The sequence below is a fragment of the Bacteroides coprosuis genome, assembly GCF_020741705.1.
In the GTDB taxonomy this organism is placed as follows: domain Bacteria; phylum Bacteroidota; class Bacteroidia; order Bacteroidales; family Bacteroidaceae; genus Bacteroides_E; species Bacteroides_E coprosuis.
In genome coordinates, this window is record NZ_DYYK01000088.1 from 1 (window position 1) to 20,866 (window position 20,866).

Below are 20,866 nucleotides of genomic sequence, written 5' to 3' on the forward strand. Positions count from 1 at the left end.
ATTGATCGTGCTACAATGGGAGCAACAATCATTCGTAAAGGAGTAAAACTAGATAATCTTATTCAGATAGCTCACAATGATGAAGTAGGTTCACATACTGTAATAGCAGCACAAGCTGGCGTCGCTGGTTCTACAAAAATAGGACAATGGTGTATGATTGGTGGTCAAGCAGGCTTAGCAGGACATGCAAAAATTGGAGATAAAGTTGGTATTGCTGCACAATCAGGAATACCAGGAAACATAAAATCAGGAAATCAGGTGATGGGCTCACCAGCATTTGAAGCTCGACAATATTTTAAAGCTGCTAGCGTATTTAAAAAGCTTCCAGATATTTATATGGAAATAAATATGCTACGCAAAGAACTAAACGAAATTAAAGGTAAACTAAAATAATAAAGACCAATGTTAAAACAAAAAACGCTTAAAGAAAGCTTTTCGCTGAGTGGAAAGGGTCTTCATACTGGTTTAAACTTAACAGTAACTTTTAATCCAGCCCCTGAAAATCATGGGTATAAAATCCAACGTGTAGATATCAAAGACCAACCTATCATTGAAGCGGTTGCTGATAATGTAATAGAAACAACACGTGGAACTGTTCTTGCTAAGAACGATATAAAAGTAAGTACTGTAGAACACGGTATGGCTGCCTTATACGCATTGGGCATAGATAATTGTTTAATACAAGTAAATGGTCCTGAGTTTCCTATTTTAGATGGTAGCTCACAATTTTACGTTAAAGAAATCGAAAGAGTAGGCACTGTTAATCAAAATGCGGTTAAAGATTTCTATATTATCAAGTCGAAAATAGAATTCAAAGACGAAGAAACAGGCTCCTCTATAATAGTACTACCAGATGATGAATTCAGTTTGAATGTACTCATCTCTTATGACTCTAAAATTCTACCCAATCAATATGCTACTCTTGAACATATGTCTGATTTTGCAAAAGAAATTGCTCCTTGCAGAACTTTCGTATTTGTAAGAGAAATTGCCCCACTTCTTCAAGCAGGTTTAATTAAAGGCGGCGACTTAGATAATGCAATTGTTATCTATGAAAAAGAAATGCCTCAAGAAAACTTTAACCAACTAGCGGATGTAATGGGTGTACCTCATCAAGATGCTAGTGAACTAGGATATCTTAATCATAAACCTCTAGTATGGCCAAACGAATGTGCACGCCATAAATTACTAGATGTTATTGGAGACTTAGCCCTCATAGGAAAGCCTATTAAAGGTAGAATTATAGCTACTCGTCCTGGACATACTGTAAACAATAAGTTTGCTCGTAAGATGCGTAAAGAAATACGCTTGAACGAGGTACAAGCACCATTGTACAATCCAGAGAAGGAACCAATAATGGATGTCAACCGCATAAGAGAATTATTACCTCATCGCTATCCATTTCAGTTAGTAGATAAAATTATAGAAATTGGAGCGAATTATATTGTAGGAGTTAAAAACATAACATCCAATGAGCCATTCTTCCAAGGTCACTTTCCAGCAGAGCCAATTATGCCTGGAGTACTTCAGGTTGAATCTATGGCACAAGTAGGTGGTTTATTAGTACTAAATTCTGTTGAAGACACTTCGTCTTATTCTACATATTTCATGAAAATAGATAAAGTAAAATTCCGTCAAAAAGTTGTACCTGGAGATACTCTCCTTTTCAAAGTAGAACTTCTAACTCCAATTAGAAGAGGGATTGCAACGATGAAGGGATATGCTTTTGTTGGTGAAAAAATTGTGTGTGAAGCCGAGTTTATGGCACAAATAGTTAAGAACAAATAATTTGAACATGATAAGTCCGTTAGCTTACATTCATCCTGAAGCAAAAATTGGAAAGAATGTGGAAGTTGGTCCTTTTTCCTACATCGACAAAGATGTGATAATAGGAGACAACAACAAAATAATGCCTAATGTTACAATCCTTGAAGGAGCTAGAATAGGTAATGGAAACACCTTCTTTCCTGGATCAGTAATCAGTGCAACTCCTCAAGATTTAAAGTTTAAAGGAGAAGTTACTACTGCAGAAATTGGCGATAACAATTTAATTCGTGAAAATGTTACAGTCAATCGTGGTACAGCCGCTAAGAATCGAACAGTTGTAGGTAGCAACAACCTTTTAATGGAAGGAGTTCACGTAGCTCACGATGCAATTGTGGGAAATGGCTGTATTATAGGTAATGCCACTAAACTTGCAGGTGAAATAATAATAGATGATAATGCTATTGTTAGTGCTGCTGTCTTAATGCACCAGTTTTGTAGAGTAGGTGGATATGTAATGATTCAAGGAGGCTCTCGCTTCAGCCAAGATATACCTCCTTATATTATTGCAGGAAGAGATCCTATTGTTTATGCTGGCATCAACATTATAGGGCTTCGCCGCAGAGGCTTTTCTAATGAATTGATACAAAACATTCACGATGCTTATAGAATTATTTATCAAAGTGGATTAAATAGATCAGAAGCCTTAAAGCAGGTAGAACAAGAAATACCTATGAGTAAAGAAATCGAATATATTTTAGAGTTTATTCGTACATCTCAAAGAGGTATTATTAAAGCCTAATTAAAAAAATAGATTATAGAGAAGGAGTACTTGTATTAGTGCTCCTTTTTTATTTTATTCACTCCACTATGGACTTCATATCATTTTTACTATTTTTACAATAAGAATTAATATTACAATACAATGATCTATAGATTTACACTTATTTCTGATGAAGTTGATCAATTTCGCCGTGAAATTCAAATTGATCCTGATGCCACATTTTTAGATTTATACAAGGCAATCTTCAACTCTGTAAACTATCAGCCAGCAGAAATGGCTTCATTTTTCATTTGCGATGAAGACTGGGAACATAGAGAAGAGATATCTCTAAATGAGAAAGACATTAATCCAGAAGAAGATAGCTGGATAATGGATGAGACCGAACTTACAGAGTTCTTTGAAGATGAGCAACAAAGAATGGTATTGCAATTTGATTACCCTCATGAAAGATTTTTCTTTATAGAATTATCAGAAATTATTACAGGTAAAGATATTAAAAAAGCAAAATGCACAAGAACTGAAGGGGATGCTCCAAGTCAGTTTTTTACGGAAGAAAAGGAAGCAACAAAAACGACTTCTATAGATGTCGATGAATCGTTTTATGGCGATCAAGATTATGACTCTCTTGAGATAGAAGGGTTTGAAAACTTAGATGAACTTTAATAATACAAAGCCTCATCGTAATATAAATGAAGCATAAACAGAATTTAATAGTATTAATAGGACCTACGGGAGTTGGAAAAACAGAACTTAGTTTATCCATTGCAGAAAATTTTAATACTGAAATTATTTCTGCAGACTCTCGCCAGCTATACAGACAACTTCAAATAGGGACCGCTGCTCCTACTCCGTTACAATTAAGTAGAGTAAAACATCACCTAGTAGGAACTCTAGAGCTAACCGATTATTATAGTGCAGCAAAATACGAGGAAGAGGTTATCAAGTTATTGGAAGAACTCTTCCAAAAGAAAGATATCTATGTGCTTACTGGAGGCTCTATGATGTATATTGACGCAGTATGCAAGGGCATAGATGATATTCCAACCGTAGATGAGGAAACAAGAACTATCTTACTTGACCGATATAAGAATGAAGGTTTGGAGCAACTTGTTTCTGAACTCAAATTACTCGATCCCACGTACTACAATAATGTTGATCTTAAAAACCCAAAAAGAGTAATACATGCCTTAGAGATCTGTTATATGACAGGGCTTCCCTACAGCTCATTCCTCACTCAAGAAGCAAAAGAACGTCCTTTCAATATTATTAAAATAGGATTGAATCGAGATAGAGAAGAACTTTACGATAGAATAAACCGTAGAGTACTTGAAATGGAAAAGGAGGGACTTATAGAAGAGGTAAAATCGGTATACCAATTCAAAGGATTGAACTCTATGAACACCGTTGGATACAAAGAGATTATTAAATACTTGGATAGCGAATGGACTAAAGATTTTGCGATTCAAAAGATCCAGCAGAATAGTAGAAACTATGCTAAAAAACAATTAACTTGGTTCAAAAGAGACCAAGATATAGAATGGTTCCACCCCGATGAATATGAACAAATAATCAAGTATATATCAGATAAAATAGAACTATCTAAATAAATATAAATGAGAGGTGAGCTCCAAACAATAAAGCTCGCCTCTTTGTTTAAATACTTTACTAAAAAAAATAGATTTAAGACGAAGCATTAGTGATTATGCATTCATTCTAAATATAAATACTAAACGATTAATGATGAAAGCAATTTTTTTCGATATAGATGGTACTCTAGTAAGTTTTAAAACCCACCAAATTCCAGAATCAACAATTAATGCTATTCGATTAGCAAAAGAAAATGGACATAAAATATTTATTGCAACTGGCAGACCCAAGGCGATTATTAATAATCTAGGTAAAATTGAAGAGTACGTAGATGGCTATGTTACAATGAATGGTGGATACTGTTTTACAACTGATCAAGTACTTCACAAAAGCATTATACCGAAAAATGATGTAGAGAATATGGCTAAATATTGTATAGACAATAAGAAAGCTGTTATTTTTGTAAGTGAACACACTATTTCTGTTTGCCAACCCAATAAATTAGTAAAGGATATATTTTATGATCATCTAAATGTACCTGTCATACCCGAAAAAACTTTTGAAGAAGCTATCTCTGGTGACGTATTTCAGATGACTCCTTTTATAACCAAAGAAGAAGAAAACTCTATTTTAAATTTAATTCCAAACTGTCAACCCGAAAGATGGAATCCTGAATTTGTAGACATTGTATCCAAGGGAAATACAAAAGAGACAGGTGTAGAGGTTATTCGTAAGCACTTTAATCTAAAGCTCGAAGATACTGTGGCTATTGGAGATGGAGGAAATGACATCAGTATGCTTGCTCATGCTGGAATAGGTATTGCAATGGGCAATGCAGTTGATCATGTCAAATCATACGCCGATTATGTGACCTCTACAGTTGATGAAGACGGCATTTGGAATGCTCTCAAACATTTTAATATTATATAAGCACCTTGGCAATTCATATAGACCAACAAAACAAAGATTTTCAAAATGCTTTAAAACTCATCAAATATACCAATCAGTCTATTTTTTTAACAGGAAAAGCAGGAACAGGTAAATCTACCTTTCTAAAGTATATTTGCGAGAATACAAAGAAAAAACATATTGTACTAGCTCCTACTGGCATATCTGCTATCAATGTAGGAGGTAGTACTTTACATAGTTTTTTTAAACTACCTTTTCACCCTTTACTCCCTGGTGATCCCAACCTGAGCCAACATCGTGGTCAGATTCATAAATTCTTTAAATATTCTGCAGAACAGAGAAAAATAATAAAAGAAGTTGAACTCATCATCATTGATGAAATCTCAATGGTTCGTGCAGATATTATAGATACATTAGATGCCATACTTCGCACTTTTTCAAACAATCCCAGAGCAGTTTTTGGTGGTAAACAAATACTACTTGTCGGCGATATTTTTCAGTTGGAACCTGTCGTTACTAATGATATTCGGGAAATTATAAATAGGGCCTATCCTACTCCATATTTCTTTTCGGCTCATGCCTTTAGACAGATGAAACTTGTTGCTATAGAGCTTCAAAAAGTATATAGGCAAACTGATCCTGTCTTTGTCAATGTTCTGAATAAAATTCGAACAGCTAGTGCTGGTGCAGCAGACCTACAACTTCTCAATACTCGCTATAATATATCTATTGATGAAAGTAAAGACAACATGTATATTACCTTGGCGACACGCAGGGATAACGTCGATTTCATTAATGAAAACAAACTCAAATCTTTAGACGGAGATCCTATTGTTTTGTACGGAGAAATTGCTGGAGAGTTCCCTCTCAACAGTTTACCTACACCACTAGAATTAATAGTAAAGGTAGGTGCTCAAATCATCTTTATAAAAAATGATATGGATAAAAGATGGGTTAATGGAACAATTGGTGTCATCAGTGGGATAGATGAGGAAAAAGGACTCTTATATATAGTTACGGATGATGGATCAGAATACGATGTTAAACCCGAAACTTGGAGAAATATTCGATATCGATATAATGAAGAGAAGAAAGAAATTGAAGGAGAAGAGTTAGGTGTATTTACACAATTTCCGATCCGTCTAGCTTGGGCTATAACAGTACACAAAAGTCAGGGACTAACATTTAGCAAAGCAGTTATTGACTTTACAGGAGGCGTTTTTGCTGGTGGTCAAACTTATGTAGCCCTAAGCCGTTGCACCTCATTAAATGGAATTTACTTGAAGCGGCCTATTAGTCAAGCACAGATATTTGTACATCCAGAAATTATTCATTTTGCTAAAAACTTCAATAATGAACAAGCAATACAAACTGCCCTCAAAGAAGCACAAGCTGATGACGAATATACGCAAGCTATAAAAGACTTTGACCAAGGAAATTTTTCGTCTTTCTTATCCCATTTTTTTAAAGCGATTCATGCAAGATACGATATAGAGAAGCCTCTTTTTCAAAGATTTATCCGACATAAACTAGGTATTATTACAAAACTAAAAGAAGAAAACAAACAATTAAAAGAAACTCTTAGCCTACAACAGAAGAATCTACGGAAATATGCAAAGGAATATTACCATATGGGGAATACTTGTATTACCGATGCAAAAGACTCTAAAGCGGCAATTGCCAACTACAACAAAGCTATCGAACTATACCCCGAATATACAAATGCATGGGTACGTAAAGGAGTAACTCTTTACAATCTTAAAGAGTATGATGAAGCTGATATCTGCTTAAATAAGGCGGTTCAACTCAACCCTTATGAGTTCAAAACTGTTTATAATAGAGGGAAACTTCGTTTGGCTATGCACGATGATAATGGAGCTCTTGCTGATTTGGACAAAGCAACTACTTATAAACCAGAACATGCCAAAGCCCATGAACTCTTTGGTGATGCATTATTCAGAATAGGTAAAGAGAGTGAAGCTGAATTACATTGGAGACTTGCCAAAGAACTACGTAAGAAAAAATAAATCTAACTTATTATAAAATATAGAATATGAAAAAAGCATTCAAAATCACAGGAATAATAGTTGCTATTCTTCTTGTAATAATGATTTCTATTCCCTTTTTATTTAGTGGAAAAATAGAATCTCTAGTAAAGAAAGAAGCCAACAAAATGCTTAATGCAGAGTTTGATTTTGCTTCATTAGATATTAGTTTATTTAAAAACTTCCCGAAAGCCTCTCTTACCCTAAAAGACTTCTGGGTAAAAGGTATCAATGAGTTTGAAAATGACACATTAGCAAAAGCTAAGGAGCTGACAGCTACTGTCAATGTAATGTCCCTATTTAAGGATAGTGGATATGAAATAGGACAAATTATACTGAATGAGGGTAAACTAAAAGCTGTTGTACTACCTACAGGTGTTGAAAATTGGAATATTTTAAAAGAAGAAGATACCAAGGAAGATGTTCAAGAAGAACTGGAAGATGCAACAGAAGGAAACTTTTCTTTGAAAGTTGATAAGATAAGTGTTAAAAACTTCTCTCTTATATACGACAATCAAAAAGATAATCAATTTGCACTAATCGATAACTTAGACCTTAATTTAAAGGGAGATTTATCGAGTAAGAAAACAACTCTAGCTATTGAGGGAAACACTCCAAATTTAACTTTCAGATCAGGAGGTATTCCTCTGATCAACTCTATGCATTTGAAAGCAAAAATTAATCTGGATGCAGATTTAAGGAATAAGGTTTTTACTCTTGCTAAAAATGAAATTCAACTCAATGCAATTAAAACCAATCTAGATGGTTGGGTAGCAATGAAAGATAATGATGCTATCGAAATGGATTTAAAGCTTAATACTAGTGAAGTAGGCTTTAAAGAAGTACTTTCTCTTATCCCTGCCATTTATGCCAATGATTTTAAAAACATCCAAACAGATGGCACAGCTACACTTATAGCTTATGCCAAAGGAACAATGCAAGGAGATATTCTCCCTTCATTTGACATAACTCTTGATGTGAAAGACGCAATGTTTCGCTACCCTTCTCTTCCTTCAGGTGTAGATCAAATTAACATCAATGCTAATATTAGTAACCCTGGAGGTCTAGCTGATAAAACAATTATCAAATTAAACCCATTTACATTTAGAATGGCTAATAACCCATTCCAAGTAAATGCATCAATTAGCAATATAGTAAGTGATCCTCGTTTTGATATAAAAGCGAATGGCATCCTTGATTTGGGTAAAATCGAAGAGGTATATCCTTTGGAGGATATGAATTTAAACGGTATTATAAATGCCAATATTGCTATTGCTGGTCAATCCTCTTTCATCGAAAAAGAACTGTACGACAGAATTCAAGCATCGGGAACTATTCAAGTAAAAGACATGAAAATCGATGTAAAGGATATTCCGAGTATGAAGGTAGATCAGTCATTACTTACATTCACTCCTCAATTCCTAAAATTGAGCGAAACAACTATCCATATTGGAGAAAATGATATAACTCTAGATAGCCAATTAAATAATTACATAGGTTATCTTATGAAAGGAAGCACTATAAAAGGATCTTTAAATGCTCGTTCAAACCATCTTAATCTTAACGACTTTATGAGTTCAGAAGAACAAGAAGATGCGTCAATAGCAGAGTCTGATTCAATATTCGGAGTAATAGAGGTTCCTAAGAATATAGATTTCAACATTAACGCAAATTTAAAAGAAGTCATACTAAGTAATTGGACAATTACCAATGTGAAAGGACATATTCATGTGAAAGATGGTAAAGCAGATATGACTAATCTTTCCATGAATGCTATGGACGGAGAGTTAATAATGAACGGTTCTTACTCTACAGAACGCATTGAACATCCTACACTAAATGCAAATTTCATGATGAATAATCTGTCATTTGCCAAAGCTTATAAAGAATTAAATATGGTTCAATCTTTAGCACCGATATTTAGTAATCTGGAAGGTAATTTCTCTGGAGCAATGCAACTTAAGACAGAGCTAAATGCAAGTATGGAGCCTATATACCCCACTTTACAGGCAGCAGGGAACATCAAAACTAAGGATTTAAAATTATCAAATGTAGATATCGCTAAAAAGCTATCACAAGCTTTGAATAAAGAAGATTTACTAAATAAGCAAATAAAAGATATTGACCTAAATTTCCATATAAAAGATGGTAGACTAGAAACGAAGCCTTTTACTTTTAATGTGGGAGATTATAACTTAACCCTAACAGGAACAACGGGTCTTGATCAAACTATCGAGTACACTGGTAAACTAAAACTACCAGCATCTGTTTCTAAAGTAGAAGGTTTAAATACCATGGGATTCCTTGTAGGAGGCTCTTTCAATAATCCTACCTTCAAAATAGACACAAAAAGTATGCTTGAAGAAGGGGGAAAAGTATTAGAAGATAAGGCTAAAGATTTTCTATCTAAAGAGCTACTAAAAAACAAGAAAGATTCCACAAGCCTCGGAAATGACAGCGTTCAAACAGATATTAAAGAACAAGTCAAAGAAGAGGTCGGTAATAAAATTAAAGACCTTTTCAAAAAGAAAAAGAACAAGTAGAATTAAAATATTGTTATATTAATATTAACTATCACTTCAAAAAAGCAGATAGTATTGTTCCACAATTAAAATATTGAGAATATGTTAATGAAATTGTATGACTCTAATAATGATCCTCAAAAAATTCAACAAGTAATAGATATACTTAATGATGGAGGAATTATTATATATCCTACAGATACAATGTATGCCATTGGTTGCCATTGTATGAAAGAAAGGGCTATCGAACAAATATGTGAGATAAAGGGTATTGACCCTCGCAAGAACAACTTATCTCTCATTTGTTATGATTTAAGCACAATCAGTGAGTATGCAAAAATGAGTAATACTGTTTTCAAAATAATGAAAGCAAATTTACCTGGTCCATTCACTTTTATTTTAAACGGGACAAATAAACTACCTAAAATCTTCCGCAACAGAAAAGAAGTTGGTATTCGTATGCCAAACAATGAAATAATAATGGATATAACTAAAGCGCTTGAATTCCCCATTATGACAACGACAGTTCCATTGGGAGAAAATGAAGATACAGGCTTTCTCACTAATCCTGAGCTAATTTATGAAAAGTTCGGAAAAATTGTAGATCTCGTTATCGATGGTGGTACGGGTGACTATAGTGCATCCACAATAGTAGATTGCACTGGCGATTATGTTGAAATTGCTAGACAAGGAAAAGGAGAATTAATGGTATAATTAATAATTTAAATAACTAAAAATAGGCTGACTAAATTTAAATAGTCAGCCTATTTTTATTTGCTCGAAATCGGGATAAGTAGAAAATAGAGTCTCATTAAAACTTAAAATAAGATGTAATGATTAGATTCAAATTCTTCTTTTAATTGAGTCATTCATCTATCATGACACCGACATGTCATTATCATGTCGGTGTTAAGAGAATGCCATGTCGGTGTTAAAACAATATTATAAATTAGCTATTATGTTTTCTCAGCTCTTATTTATGAAGAGTAAATTAATCCTTAATGTTTAATTTAACAAGGGCCTAAAAGATACTACAACTCTTGTCTACCTGAAGTTATATAACAATTCAACCCAATTTGTACAAAAAGAAAGGAGCTACCTAAAAAAAAATTAGATAGCTCCTTTTTATTTATCTATTTTACTTTCTTTTTTTAAAGTAAAGATTTTGGATCTAGATTAGTCGATTCAATGTCTTTAAAATAACGATATGTACCTACTCTCAATTCTGAAGTAGCTGCATCATCACAGATAATTAAACCTTTTGGATGAGACTGAAGAGCAGTAATTGTCCACATGTGATTAATAGAACCTTCAACAGCTTGATGTAACGCACGAGCTTTACTAGCACCATTTACTAAGATCATCACTTCTTTAGCATCCATAATAGTACCTACACCTACTGTCAAAGATGTTTTTGGTACTTTATTGATATCATTATCAAAGAAGCGAGAGTTAGCTATAATCGTATCAGCAGTAAGTGTTTTAAGGCGTGTACGAGAAGTTAGAGATGAACCAGGCTCATTGAAAGCAATATGTCCATCAGAACCAACACCACCCATAAACAAGTCAACACCACCATAAGAAGCTATTTTAGCTTCATAACGAGCACATTCAGCTTCTAGATCTTCTACATTACCATTAAGGAAATTAGTATTTTCTTTCTTGATATCGATAAGACCGAAAAAATTCTTCCACATGAAAGAGAAGTAGCTTTCAGGATGATCTTTAGACATTCCGACATACTCATCCATATTGAATGTTACTACGTTTTCAAAAGATACAAGACCTTTTTTATTCAATTCAATCAGGTTTTTATACATACCTAGAGGAGTAGAGCCTGTAGGACAGCCTAATACAAAAGGTTTTTGTGCTGTAGGTTTTGCTTGATTAATTTTAGCAGCAACATAATGTGCAGCCCATAGTGATACTGAATTATAATCCGGTTGAATAATTAATCTCATGTTTGTTTATATGTTTTATAGTTAATATAGAATTCTACTTTCTATCTTTTTTAAGACGATCAGCCATACTCTTAGCTAAATGAGCACATTGTTCATAATTGATTTCTTTCATAGCATGCTTCATTTCAATAGGATCTGCCACTAGTTCAAATTTACTCTTAGTAACAAAATCAGCCATCCTTTTCACTGCTGCTCCAGCCCAACTACAAGAACCAAAGTAACCTAAATAGCGGTTTTTAATATCTCTCAAAAGAATATCAGAAATAATGCCTTCTATACGAGGGTAAATCTGACCATTATATGTTGGGCTACCAATGATCAACCCTTTGTATCTAAACACATCTGCGATAATGTATGATGGATCTGATTTATTGGAGTTATGAAGCACGATATCTTTTATGCCCATTGCTGATAGATCTGAGGCTATTTCTTCTGCCATAGCCTCTGTATTACCATACATAGTTCCATAAATAATAACAACTCCTTCTTTAGCGTTGTATAAGCTTAAGTCATTATAGATATCAATTACTTTCTTTATTTTATCTTCTTCTGTCCACACAGGTCCATGAGTGGAGCATATTACGTGAATAGGTAAATCGCCTAATTTCTTTAAAGCACGCTGTACAGGAGAGCCATACTTACCTACAATATTAGAATAGTAGCGAATCATTTCATCCCAATAGATTGAAACGTTTATGCGCTTATCTATGAAACCACCATTTAATGCACCAAATGTACCAAAAGCATCTCCAGAAAATAATGTTCCTGTCTTTTCTTCAAAAGTCATCATAGTTTCTGGCCAATGCACCATTGGAGTCATATAGAAACGAAGCTGATGTTTTCCTAACTTAAGGAAATCACCATCACCAACCAAATACTGCTCACCAGTTATACCATAGAATCCTTCAACCATACCGAAAGTTTGTTTATTCCCTACGATAATAATGTTAGGATAATGTTCCTTGATCATTTTGATTGAACCAGAATGATCGGGCTCCATGTGGTTTATTACTAAGTAATCGATAGGGCGATTGCCTAAAATCTGTTTGATTTTATGCAAATACTCTTCGCAATAGCAGATCTCAACAGTATCAACAAGCGCCACCATTTCATCCACTATAAGGTAAGAGTTATAAGACACCCCATATGGTAGTGGCCATAAACCCTCAAATAGGTGTGATTCACGATCATTTACACCTACATAGTGTATGTCACCTTTAATCTTTGTTTTCTGTTCCATTTTATATTTAACTTCAATTGATAACAAAAGTAACTCTTTTATTCTTAATTATTAAAAAGCTTACCTTGATAAGCTCCTATTTCCTTCATTTTCTTAAACACGCGATCTGTGAATTCGTAATTCTTCAAACCCCAATCGGGAGTTATGATTAATTCTTTTGGTGATTGAGATAAGAATCGCTCTACAGTAATTTCAGGATTTAGTAACTGAATATAATCTATTACTAAATTCATATAATCATCCACATTAAACATATGAAAATCTTCTGGATGTTCAGCATATTCTTTAGCCATTTTTGTACCCTTAATAATCTGTAACTGATGCAGTTTAATTGTATCCAAAGGTAGTTTTGATATTTCTATAGCTTGTGATAGAATTTGATTTTTATCTTCCCCTGGCAGCCCTAATATGACATGACCTCCTGTTAGAATACCTCTTTGTTTTGTTCTATAGATTGCATCTACTGTCTCGGCAAATGTATGTCCCCTATTTATTCGTTTGAGCGTTTCATCATGTGTTGATTCAATACCATACTCAACAAGTAAGAAAGTTTTTTTATTAAGTTCTTCTAAGTAATCCAGAAGAGAGTCTGGCATACAATCGGGGCGTGTCCCAATAACTAAGCCTACTACATCTTTGGTTTGAAGAGCCTCTTCATACTTTTTCTTTAAACCATCAAGTTCATCATAAGTATTAGTATAGGCTTGAAAATAGGCAAGATATTTCATCTCGGGGTACTTATAAGAAAAGAACACTTTTCCTTCATTTAACTGAGTTTCTACACTTTTCTCTGTCTTACAATAAGCAGGATTGAATGTTTGATTATTACAATAAGTGCATCCTCCGTGTCCTTTGGTTCCATCTCGATTAGGACAAGTAAAGCCTGCATTTAAAGATATTTTTTGAACTTTAAAGGGAAAGTACTTTTTCAAAAAAGCCGGAAAAGTATTATAGGGTTGTTCTTTTTTCATTTCTTATTATATATCTACAAATATACATTATTTAGATTAAATCTACTTTAGAAAAGATGCTTAATCCTCTAATTAAGGTATTAAATAACACTTTTAAGATAATCCAAGAGAAGTTTAATTGGCTATACAACACGAATAAAATAGCGGGTTGAAAGCAACATTGATTGGTGCTTTTCTATATAAACATTATATTAGTATCTCATAGTACCTACTAAGGTATTTTTCATACATTTGTAAATGTACCTATTTTATCTAACTATTTGTAATAAGCGATTATGAGAAATCTACAATTAACACTACTATTATGCCTCTTTTCTATTGGATGCATGGCGCAAGGAGGAAAACAAATTGAGTTAAAAGACATTGTGCAAGGTAAGTATATTCCCGAAAATATTTATGGGATAGTACCTATGAACGATGGAGAACACTACACTCAAATGAATCCAGAGGGCACTCAAATTATTAAATACTCTTTCAAAACAGGGAAACCAGTATCGACTGTTTTTGATGTTAAAACAGCTAGAGATAGCAATATTAAATCATTTAACGACTATACTTTTTCGCCTGATGAATCGAAAATATTAATCGCCACAGATAAAAAATCAATTTATAGAAGATCTTATACTGCTATACACTACATTTATACCATAGAGCGTAATGTACTAGAACCTCTTTCTGACTTTGGTCCTCAACAATCACCCGTATTCTCCCCTGATGGGCATATGGTTGCTTTTGTACGAGACAACAATATCTTTTTAGTCAAATTTCTGTACGGAAATAGTGAGTCACAAATAACCACTGACGGTGAATTTAATAAAATACTTAATGGTATTCCTGATTGGGTTTATGAAGAAGAATTTGGCTTCAACAGAGCTCTAGAGTTTAGTGCAGACAATAAAATGCTAGCCTACATTAAGTTCGATGAATCAGAAGTTCCTTCTTATTCTTTCCCTCTATTTGCTGGTCAAGCTCCACATTATAAGCAATTTGAACTATACCCAGGACAATACACATATAAATACCCTAAAGCTGGAGAGCCCAATTCTAAAGTATCTGTACATTCATTTGATATCAAGTCAAAGGTAACCAGACAACTTCAGGTTCCTTTAGATGCTGATGGATATATTCCTCGCATCCGCTTTACTAAAGATGCAGAAAAGCTTGCTGTGTTCACGATGAATAGACACCAGAATAGGCTCGATATCTATTTTACTAATCCAAAGTCTACCGTATCTAAACTTGCTCTTAGAGAAGAAAGTAAATACTATATTGAAGAAAGTGTGCTTGATAATGTTCACTTTTATGACAACAACTTTAGCTTCATTAGTGAAAGGGATGGCTATTCCCATTTATATTGGTATAATATGAATGGTAACTTAGTAAAGCAAGTCACAAAAGGCAATTACGAAGTAAAAAACTTCTTAGGATGGAATGAAAAAGAAAACTGTTTCTATGTAGAAAGTAATGAGGGTAATCCTACAGAAACCGCCATTTATAAGATAGATAGAAAAGAGAAGAAGACTCTACTTACCTGCCAAAAAGGAACAAACACAGCTATATTTAGTGGTGATATGAGGTACTTTATTAATAAGTATACAAGTTTCACAGAACCAATGTTGGTAACTTTAAATGACAACAATGGCAAGACTCTGCATACTTTAATAGACAATACAAATCTAAAGAGTACATTAGCTCATTATAGTCTTCCTCAAAAAGAGATGTTTAAATTCAAAACATCTACAGGCACTGAGTTAAATGGTTGGTTAATGAAACCCGCTAATTTTAATCCTAATAAAAAATACCCTGTATTAATGTTCCAATATAGTGGACCTGGTAGCCAACAAGTATTAAACAAATGGGGTATCAGCTGGGAAACCTATATGGCTACTCAAGATTATATTATTGCTTGTGTTGATGGCAGAGGAACAGGAGGTAGAGGAGAAGAATTTAAAAAATGCACTTATCTCTATTTGGGTGTAAAAGAAGCAGAAGATCAAGTTGAAGCTGCTAAATATTTAAGTAATCAAAGTTATATTGATGGACAGAGAATAGGCATTTGGGGCTGGAGCTTTGGAGGTTATATGACCATTATGAGTATGAGCCAAGGCACACCAATTTTCAAAGCAGGTATTGCTGTTGCTCCTGTTACTGACTGGAAGTATTATGATACAATTTATGGAGAACGTTTCATGAGAACACCTCAAGAAAACTTCGAAGGATACAAAGCTACATCAGCATTTACAAGAGCAGAAAATTTACAAGGTAGATTATTGATTGTTCATGGAATGAATGACGACAATGTACACTACCAACACACTGCTGAATATGCAGAATGGTTAGTACAACTCAATAAGCCTTTTGATATGCATGTTTACACCAATAGGAATCATAGTATTTTTGGAGGAAACACACGCTATCATCTATATTCAAAACTAACACAATATCTAAAAGATAATTTATAATAGAAAACACCAAGACAGCATAGTTTAACACGTTATAAACTTGTGCTGTCTTTTTTAAATCTACAAAACCTATGAACGAACGCGTAAGAAAACCAGAGTGGCTGAAAATAAAAATCGGTGCAAACCAACGTTACACAGATACTAAAAAGATTGTAGACTCCCACTGCCTACACACCATTTGCACTAGTGGAAGATGTCCTAACCTTGGAGAATGCTGGGGAAGAGGAACTGCTACTTTCATGATTTCAGGTGAAATATGTACTCGGAGCTGTAAATTCTGCAATACGATGACGGGGAAACCCCTTGCTCTTAATCAGGAAGAACCAACCAATGTTGCTAAATCTATTGCTCTCATGAAACTAGATCATGCTGTCATTACTTCGGTAGATAGAGATGATTTACCCGATCAAGGAGCAGAACATTGGGCAAAAACAATTACAGAAATAAAACGTTTAAACCCTAATACCACTATAGAAGTTTTGATTCCAGACTTCCAGGGCAAGCCAGAGTTAATACAGAAGGTTATTGATGCTAAACCAGATATTATCTCTCATAATATGGAAACAATTAAAAGAATTTCTCCAAATGTACGTAGTGCAGCCAACTATTCTAGGAGTTTGAGTGTTATACGACAGATTGCAGATAGTGGTATTCGTGCCAAATCAGGAATAATGGTTGGCTTAGGCGAAACTGAGGAAGAAGTATATGAGCTAATGGATGACTTAAGAGCTGTTAACTGTCAAGTACTTACGATTGGACAATACCTACAACCATCAAAAAAACATTACCCTGTTGCTGCATATATAACCCCTCAACAATTTACCAAATACAGAGAAATAGGAGAAGCAAAAGGCTTTGATAAAGTGGAAAGTGCACCTCTTGTTAGGTCATCCTATCACGCAGAGAAGCATATTGTTACTAAGTAATTCTAAAACTAAATCTTGATAAATTTGTTGATAGTAGTAGAACAAGAAACAGATTTAGATGAGTAAAAAAGGAAATTTATCTTCAGCTTTCAATATGTCTTTAGGCTTTTTACCAATACTAGTTACTATAGTATTATGCCTATTTATATCTCAAGATATAGCTATCTATATTGGAACTGGTATAGGTGCTTTAGCTTCTTTGAGAACAGCCGTTGTTAAAGGAGCTAAAGTTCCTAGATTTATTCTTTATATAAGTACAATAATATTATTTTTATTTACAGTAGCGACTTTTGTCTATTGTAAGTACTGTCCGTATGGTTATCTACCTTTAACTATTGAAATAAGTGCATTTATAATGATGGCTATTTTATATATGCACAAACAACGATTTATCAATTTCTTTATTGATAGACAAGATTCTTGCAGTAAGAGATTTTATGCTCAAGGTGCTGAATCTGCCGTTGTAGCTGCACGTATTTTTTTGATGGTAGCAAGCATTCATTTTGCTCTTATTCTTGTATTAATGATGACTGCCCACCCTATCTTAGAAACTCACATCATTTTATTTAATAGATATCTTCCTCCAATAGTATTTTTACTGACCATAGTATTCAACCAAATAGCTATATTTTATTTTAACAGAATAACAAGACACATAGAATATGTACCTATTGTGAATAAACAAGGAGCTGTTATAGGGAAGACGATGGCCTTAGAAGCTATCAGATACAAGAATGAATATATTAATCCTGTGATCAGAATTGCAGCTTTTAGCCAAGGTAAACTCTACCTATGCAATCGTTCACAAAACTGCATTATTGATCAAGATAAAATAGATATTCCCATGGAATGCTATTTAAAGTATGGAGAAACGCTAGAGCACGGCGCCAAAAGACTTATTAAGAATGCTTTTCCTAAAGTGAAAGGTGTAGATCCATTCTTCAATATCATGTATCATTTTGAAAACAAACACACCAACCGACTTATCTATCTCTTTATGGTAGAGACAGATAATCCTGATTTGCTATATAATCTAAACTTCAAGAATGGCCGACTTTGGACTTTCCAAGAAGTCGAAGCTCAAATGGGTAAGAATATGTTTAGCGAATGTTTTAAACATGAATACCAACATCTGAAAGAAGTTATTTGTACAAGAGAAAAATACAAGGAACTTTAGCCAAATTGGGTACCCCTTTTTTCCATTCTTGAACCGATTTTGTTTGAATATATTCATCTGGACAAGTAATATTTGCCGCAATACAAAGCTTAGTCTGAGGTCTACAATGTGCTAAAATATCATCTAACATCTTATGATTACGATAAGGAGTTTCGATGAATAGTTGAGTTTGATCTTCTTGATAAATTTTAGTTTCAAGGTTCTTTAAACTTTTCATTCTCTCGTTGGCATCTATTGGTAAATAACCATTGAAGGCAAAGCTTTGCCCATTAAATCCAGAAGCCATAACACCCAAAATAATAGATGATGGTCCCACTAAAGGAACTACATTTAATCCTTTCTTTTGAGCAATAGCAACAACGTCTGCACCTGGGTCTGCTACAGCAGGGCAACCAGCCTCTGAGATAACACCCATAGATTCACCATTATGTAAAGGATCAAGATAATTTGAAAACTGACTTTTTGGAGTTCTTTTATTGAGCTCATAAAAGCGTAAACTATCAATATCTATATCCTGATCTACTTTTTTTAGAAAGCGTCTAGCCGAACGTATATCTTCAACGATAAAGTGTTTTATACTAAGAATAATATCTTTATTATAAGCAGGTAAAACTTGTTCTATGGAGGTATCTCCCAGTGTTACGGGAATTAAATATAATGCAGGTTTCATATTAAAACAATCTAATTAGAGTACAAAGGTAATAATACAAAATAAGCTGTCCACTTAAAACTAAGTAAACAGCTTATTTTTTTAATATTTTATTCTATTGGAATGTTCTTATTCCAATCCTTTTTCGAAAACTTCAATAGCATCATCACTCATACCCACACTAGAGAATCCTCCATCATGATATAAGTTTTGCATAGTTACTTTCTTGGTTAAGTCTGAGAACATTACCATACAATAATTTGCACAATCATCTGCATCTGCATTTCCTAGTGGAGATAGTTTTTCAGCAAAATGGAATAATTTATCCATACCACTAACTCCTTGTCCTGCAGTTGTCATAGTAGGAGATTGAGATATTGTATTTACACGAACCTTACTAGATCTACCATAGATATAACCAAAGCTACGAGCAATTGATTCTAAAAGAGATTTAGCATCAGCCATATCATTATATCCACAGAAAGTACGTTGAGCAGCAATATAAGTAAGGGCTAATACAGAGCCTTCTTCAGCAATAGCATCTTGTTTTTTAGCAGCTTGTAACATTTTATGGAAAGATATAGCAGAAATATCCAATGTCTTATTTAGGAAGTCATAGTTTAAGTCATCATAGTCTCTACCTTTACGAACGTTTGGAGACATACCAATAGAGTGAAGAACGAAGTCTATTTTACCACCCAATACTTCCATAGATTTTTTGAATACATTTTCAAGGTCTTCTAGGCTAGTAGCATCAGCAGGAATAACTTCACAGTTAAGCTTTTGACCAAGCTCACTTACTTGTCCCATACGTACAGCTACTGCTGTATTTGATAGAGTAATTGTTGCACCTTCTTCTACAGCTCTTTCAGCAACTTTCCAAGCAATAGATTGGTCATTCAATGCACCAAAAATAATACCTCTTTTTCCTTTTAATAAATTATAACTCATATTATTTCTATTTATTCTAAGTTGATAACTATGCAAATATAACAGATAATTGCATAAAACAGGTAAAAGTGTGCAAATAAAAGGACTGAGGATAAGCTAGTTCTTAAAAATCAATTAAAAATAAGTATATATTTACTATAATCCGAACCTCAATAGTTTTAAACATAGACTTTACGATTAGTTTCATTATTTTTGTTTTCTAACGAATTTATAAGACAGAAAATATGATTAAGCTCGCAATATTTGATTTAGACGGAACGCTTCTCAATACTATAGCAGATTTGGCAGCAAGTACAAACCATGCTCTTACTCAACTAGGACACCCTACTCACGAAACAGACAAATATAATTTCATGGTAGGAAACGGAATAAATAAACTTTTTGAGAGAGCTCTTCCCGAAGGGCAAAAGACACAAGAGAATATATCAAAAATGCGATCTTTATTTATTGCCTACTATGCAGAACATCTTACAGATAAAAGCAAACCCTATGAAGGCATTCTACACGTATTGGAATCACTAACAGAAAAGGGTATTGCACTAGCGGTTGCTACAAATAAATATCAAGCTGGATCAGAAACATTAATAAAGCACTTTTTCTCCCACATTCCCTTTAAAGCAGTTCTAGGTCAAAGAGAGGGAATTCCTACCAAACCAGATCCTCAAGTAATTAATGAAATACTACAAATAGTGCCTGTGAAAAACTCTGAGGTATTATATATTGGAGATTCTGATGTAGATATGCAAACAGCAAAAAATGCTCAATTGATTGGATGTGGAGTAAGTTGGGGATTTAGACCTATTGAAGAACTACAAAAGTATAATCCTCAATTTATTGTAAACACTCCCCTAGATATACTTAGCATTATTGATAAGTACAATAATTAATTTACACTAAAATATAAGGTATAAAAAAGAG

General features: G+C 33.8%; 17 protein-coding genes and 1 pseudogene. 13 read left to right on the forward strand and 5 right to left on the reverse strand.

What is annotated here, in order from left to right; translation table 11 throughout:
• From K8V80_RS05145 to K8V80_RS05185, 9 genes and pseudogenes are all read left to right on the forward strand, one after another.
• Nucleotides 1-393, forward strand: a pseudogene (locus K8V80_RS05145) (UDP-3-O-(3-hydroxymyristoyl)glucosamine N-acyltransferase); the annotation flags it as partial.
• Between the two features lie 9 nt (nucleotides 394-402).
• Nucleotides 403-1,788, forward strand: coding sequence for a bifunctional UDP-3-O-[3-hydroxymyristoyl] N-acetylglucosamine deacetylase/3-hydroxyacyl-ACP dehydratase (locus K8V80_RS05150; RefSeq protein WP_006744125.1), 1,386 nt, complete (start codon nucleotides 403-405; stop codon nucleotides 1,786-1,788).
• A gap of 7 nt (nucleotides 1,789-1,795) precedes the next feature.
• The gene (lpxA, locus tag K8V80_RS05155) at nucleotides 1,796-2,566 is read left to right on the forward strand and encodes an acyl-ACP--UDP-N-acetylglucosamine O-acyltransferase (protein ID WP_006744124.1); all 771 of its coding nucleotides are present in this window, start codon (nucleotides 1,796-1,798) and stop codon (nucleotides 2,564-2,566) included.
• Between the two features lie 123 nt (nucleotides 2,567-2,689).
• On the forward strand, nucleotides 2,690-3,211 hold the full coding sequence (locus tag K8V80_RS05160; RefSeq protein ID WP_006744123.1) for an IS1096 element passenger TnpR family protein: 522 nt from the start codon (nucleotides 2,690-2,692) through the stop codon (nucleotides 3,209-3,211).
• 26 nt (nucleotides 3,212-3,237) lie between these two features.
• On the forward strand, nucleotides 3,238-4,155 hold the full coding sequence (gene miaA, locus K8V80_RS05165) for a tRNA (adenosine(37)-N6)-dimethylallyltransferase MiaA (RefSeq protein ID WP_276775888.1): 918 nt from the start codon (nucleotides 3,238-3,240) through the stop codon (nucleotides 4,153-4,155).
• A 130-nt stretch (nucleotides 4,156-4,285) separates the two neighbouring features.
• Nucleotides 4,286-5,065, forward strand: coding sequence for a Cof-type HAD-IIB family hydrolase (locus K8V80_RS05170; protein ID WP_276775890.1), 780 nt, complete (start codon nucleotides 4,286-4,288; stop codon nucleotides 5,063-5,065).
• Between the two features lie 5 nt (nucleotides 5,066-5,070).
• Nucleotides 5,071-7,071, forward strand: a complete 2,001-nt coding sequence (locus tag K8V80_RS05175; protein ID WP_276775892.1) for an AAA family ATPase — start codon at nucleotides 5,071-5,073, stop codon at nucleotides 7,069-7,071.
• A gap of 26 nt (nucleotides 7,072-7,097) precedes the next feature.
• Nucleotides 7,098-9,632: an AsmA-like C-terminal region-containing protein gene (locus tag K8V80_RS05180; protein ID WP_276775894.1), complete on the forward strand. Its 2,535-nt coding sequence runs from the start codon at nucleotides 7,098-7,100 to the stop codon at nucleotides 9,630-9,632.
• 81 nt (nucleotides 9,633-9,713) lie between these two features.
• Nucleotides 9,714-10,325 (forward strand): L-threonylcarbamoyladenylate synthase, encoded by a 612-nt coding sequence (locus K8V80_RS05185; protein ID WP_006744118.1) that lies wholly within the window; start codon nucleotides 9,714-9,716, stop codon nucleotides 10,323-10,325.
• Between the two features lie 437 nt (nucleotides 10,326-10,762).
• Here K8V80_RS05185 and nagB read toward each other — a convergent pair whose 3' ends face one another.
• The 3 genes from nagB to K8V80_RS05200 are packed head-to-tail and all read right to left on the reverse strand — an operon-like array spanning nucleotide 10,763 to nucleotide 13,783.
• Complete coding sequence (gene nagB / locus K8V80_RS05190; RefSeq protein ID WP_006744117.1) at nucleotides 10,763-11,572, reverse strand: glucosamine-6-phosphate deaminase; 810 nt, start codon at nucleotides 11,570-11,572, stop codon at nucleotides 10,763-10,765.
• Between the two features lie 34 nt (nucleotides 11,573-11,606).
• The gene (locus tag K8V80_RS05195) at nucleotides 11,607-12,812 is read right to left on the reverse strand and encodes an FprA family A-type flavoprotein (protein WP_040310111.1); all 1,206 of its coding nucleotides are present in this window, start codon (nucleotides 12,810-12,812) and stop codon (nucleotides 11,607-11,609) included.
• 44 nt (nucleotides 12,813-12,856) lie between these two features.
• Complete coding sequence (locus K8V80_RS05200; protein ID WP_006744115.1) at nucleotides 12,857-13,783, reverse strand: TIGR01212 family radical SAM protein; 927 nt, start codon at nucleotides 13,781-13,783, stop codon at nucleotides 12,857-12,859.
• Between the two features lie 275 nt (nucleotides 13,784-14,058).
• On the opposite strand from K8V80_RS05200, the gene K8V80_RS05205 reads away from it, so the two are divergent.
• From K8V80_RS05205 to K8V80_RS05215, 3 genes are all read left to right on the forward strand, one after another.
• Nucleotides 14,059-16,245: a S9 family peptidase gene (locus K8V80_RS05205; protein WP_276775896.1), complete on the forward strand. Its 2,187-nt coding sequence runs from the start codon at nucleotides 14,059-14,061 to the stop codon at nucleotides 16,243-16,245.
• A 71-nt stretch (nucleotides 16,246-16,316) separates the two neighbouring features.
• Entirely contained in the window at nucleotides 16,317-17,171 is an 855-nt protein-coding gene (lipA, locus tag K8V80_RS05210; RefSeq protein WP_006744113.1) for a lipoyl synthase, read from the forward strand.
• 58 nt (nucleotides 17,172-17,229) lie between these two features.
• The gene (locus K8V80_RS05215) at nucleotides 17,230-18,348 is read left to right on the forward strand and encodes a hypothetical protein (protein WP_006744112.1); all 1,119 of its coding nucleotides are present in this window, start codon (nucleotides 17,230-17,232) and stop codon (nucleotides 18,346-18,348) included.
• Here the strand turns inward: K8V80_RS05215 and K8V80_RS05220 are convergent.
• A complete protein-coding gene (locus K8V80_RS05220; RefSeq protein WP_276775897.1) occupies nucleotides 18,314-19,018 on the reverse strand; it encodes an SAM-dependent methyltransferase in 705 nt (234 codons plus the stop codon). The genes K8V80_RS05215 and K8V80_RS05220 overlap by 35 nt on opposite strands.
• Before the next feature lie 108 nt (nucleotides 19,019-19,126).
• Complete coding sequence (locus tag K8V80_RS05225) at nucleotides 19,127-19,948, reverse strand: enoyl-ACP reductase FabI (protein ID WP_006744110.1); 822 nt, start codon at nucleotides 19,946-19,948, stop codon at nucleotides 19,127-19,129.
• Between the two features lie 224 nt (nucleotides 19,949-20,172).
• Here K8V80_RS05225 and K8V80_RS05230 point away from each other — a divergent pair, with 224 nt between their 5' ends.
• Entirely contained in the window at nucleotides 20,173-20,835 is a 663-nt protein-coding gene (locus K8V80_RS05230; protein ID WP_276775898.1) for an HAD family hydrolase, read from the forward strand.
• Nucleotides 20,836-20,866: the final 31 nt, after the last annotated feature.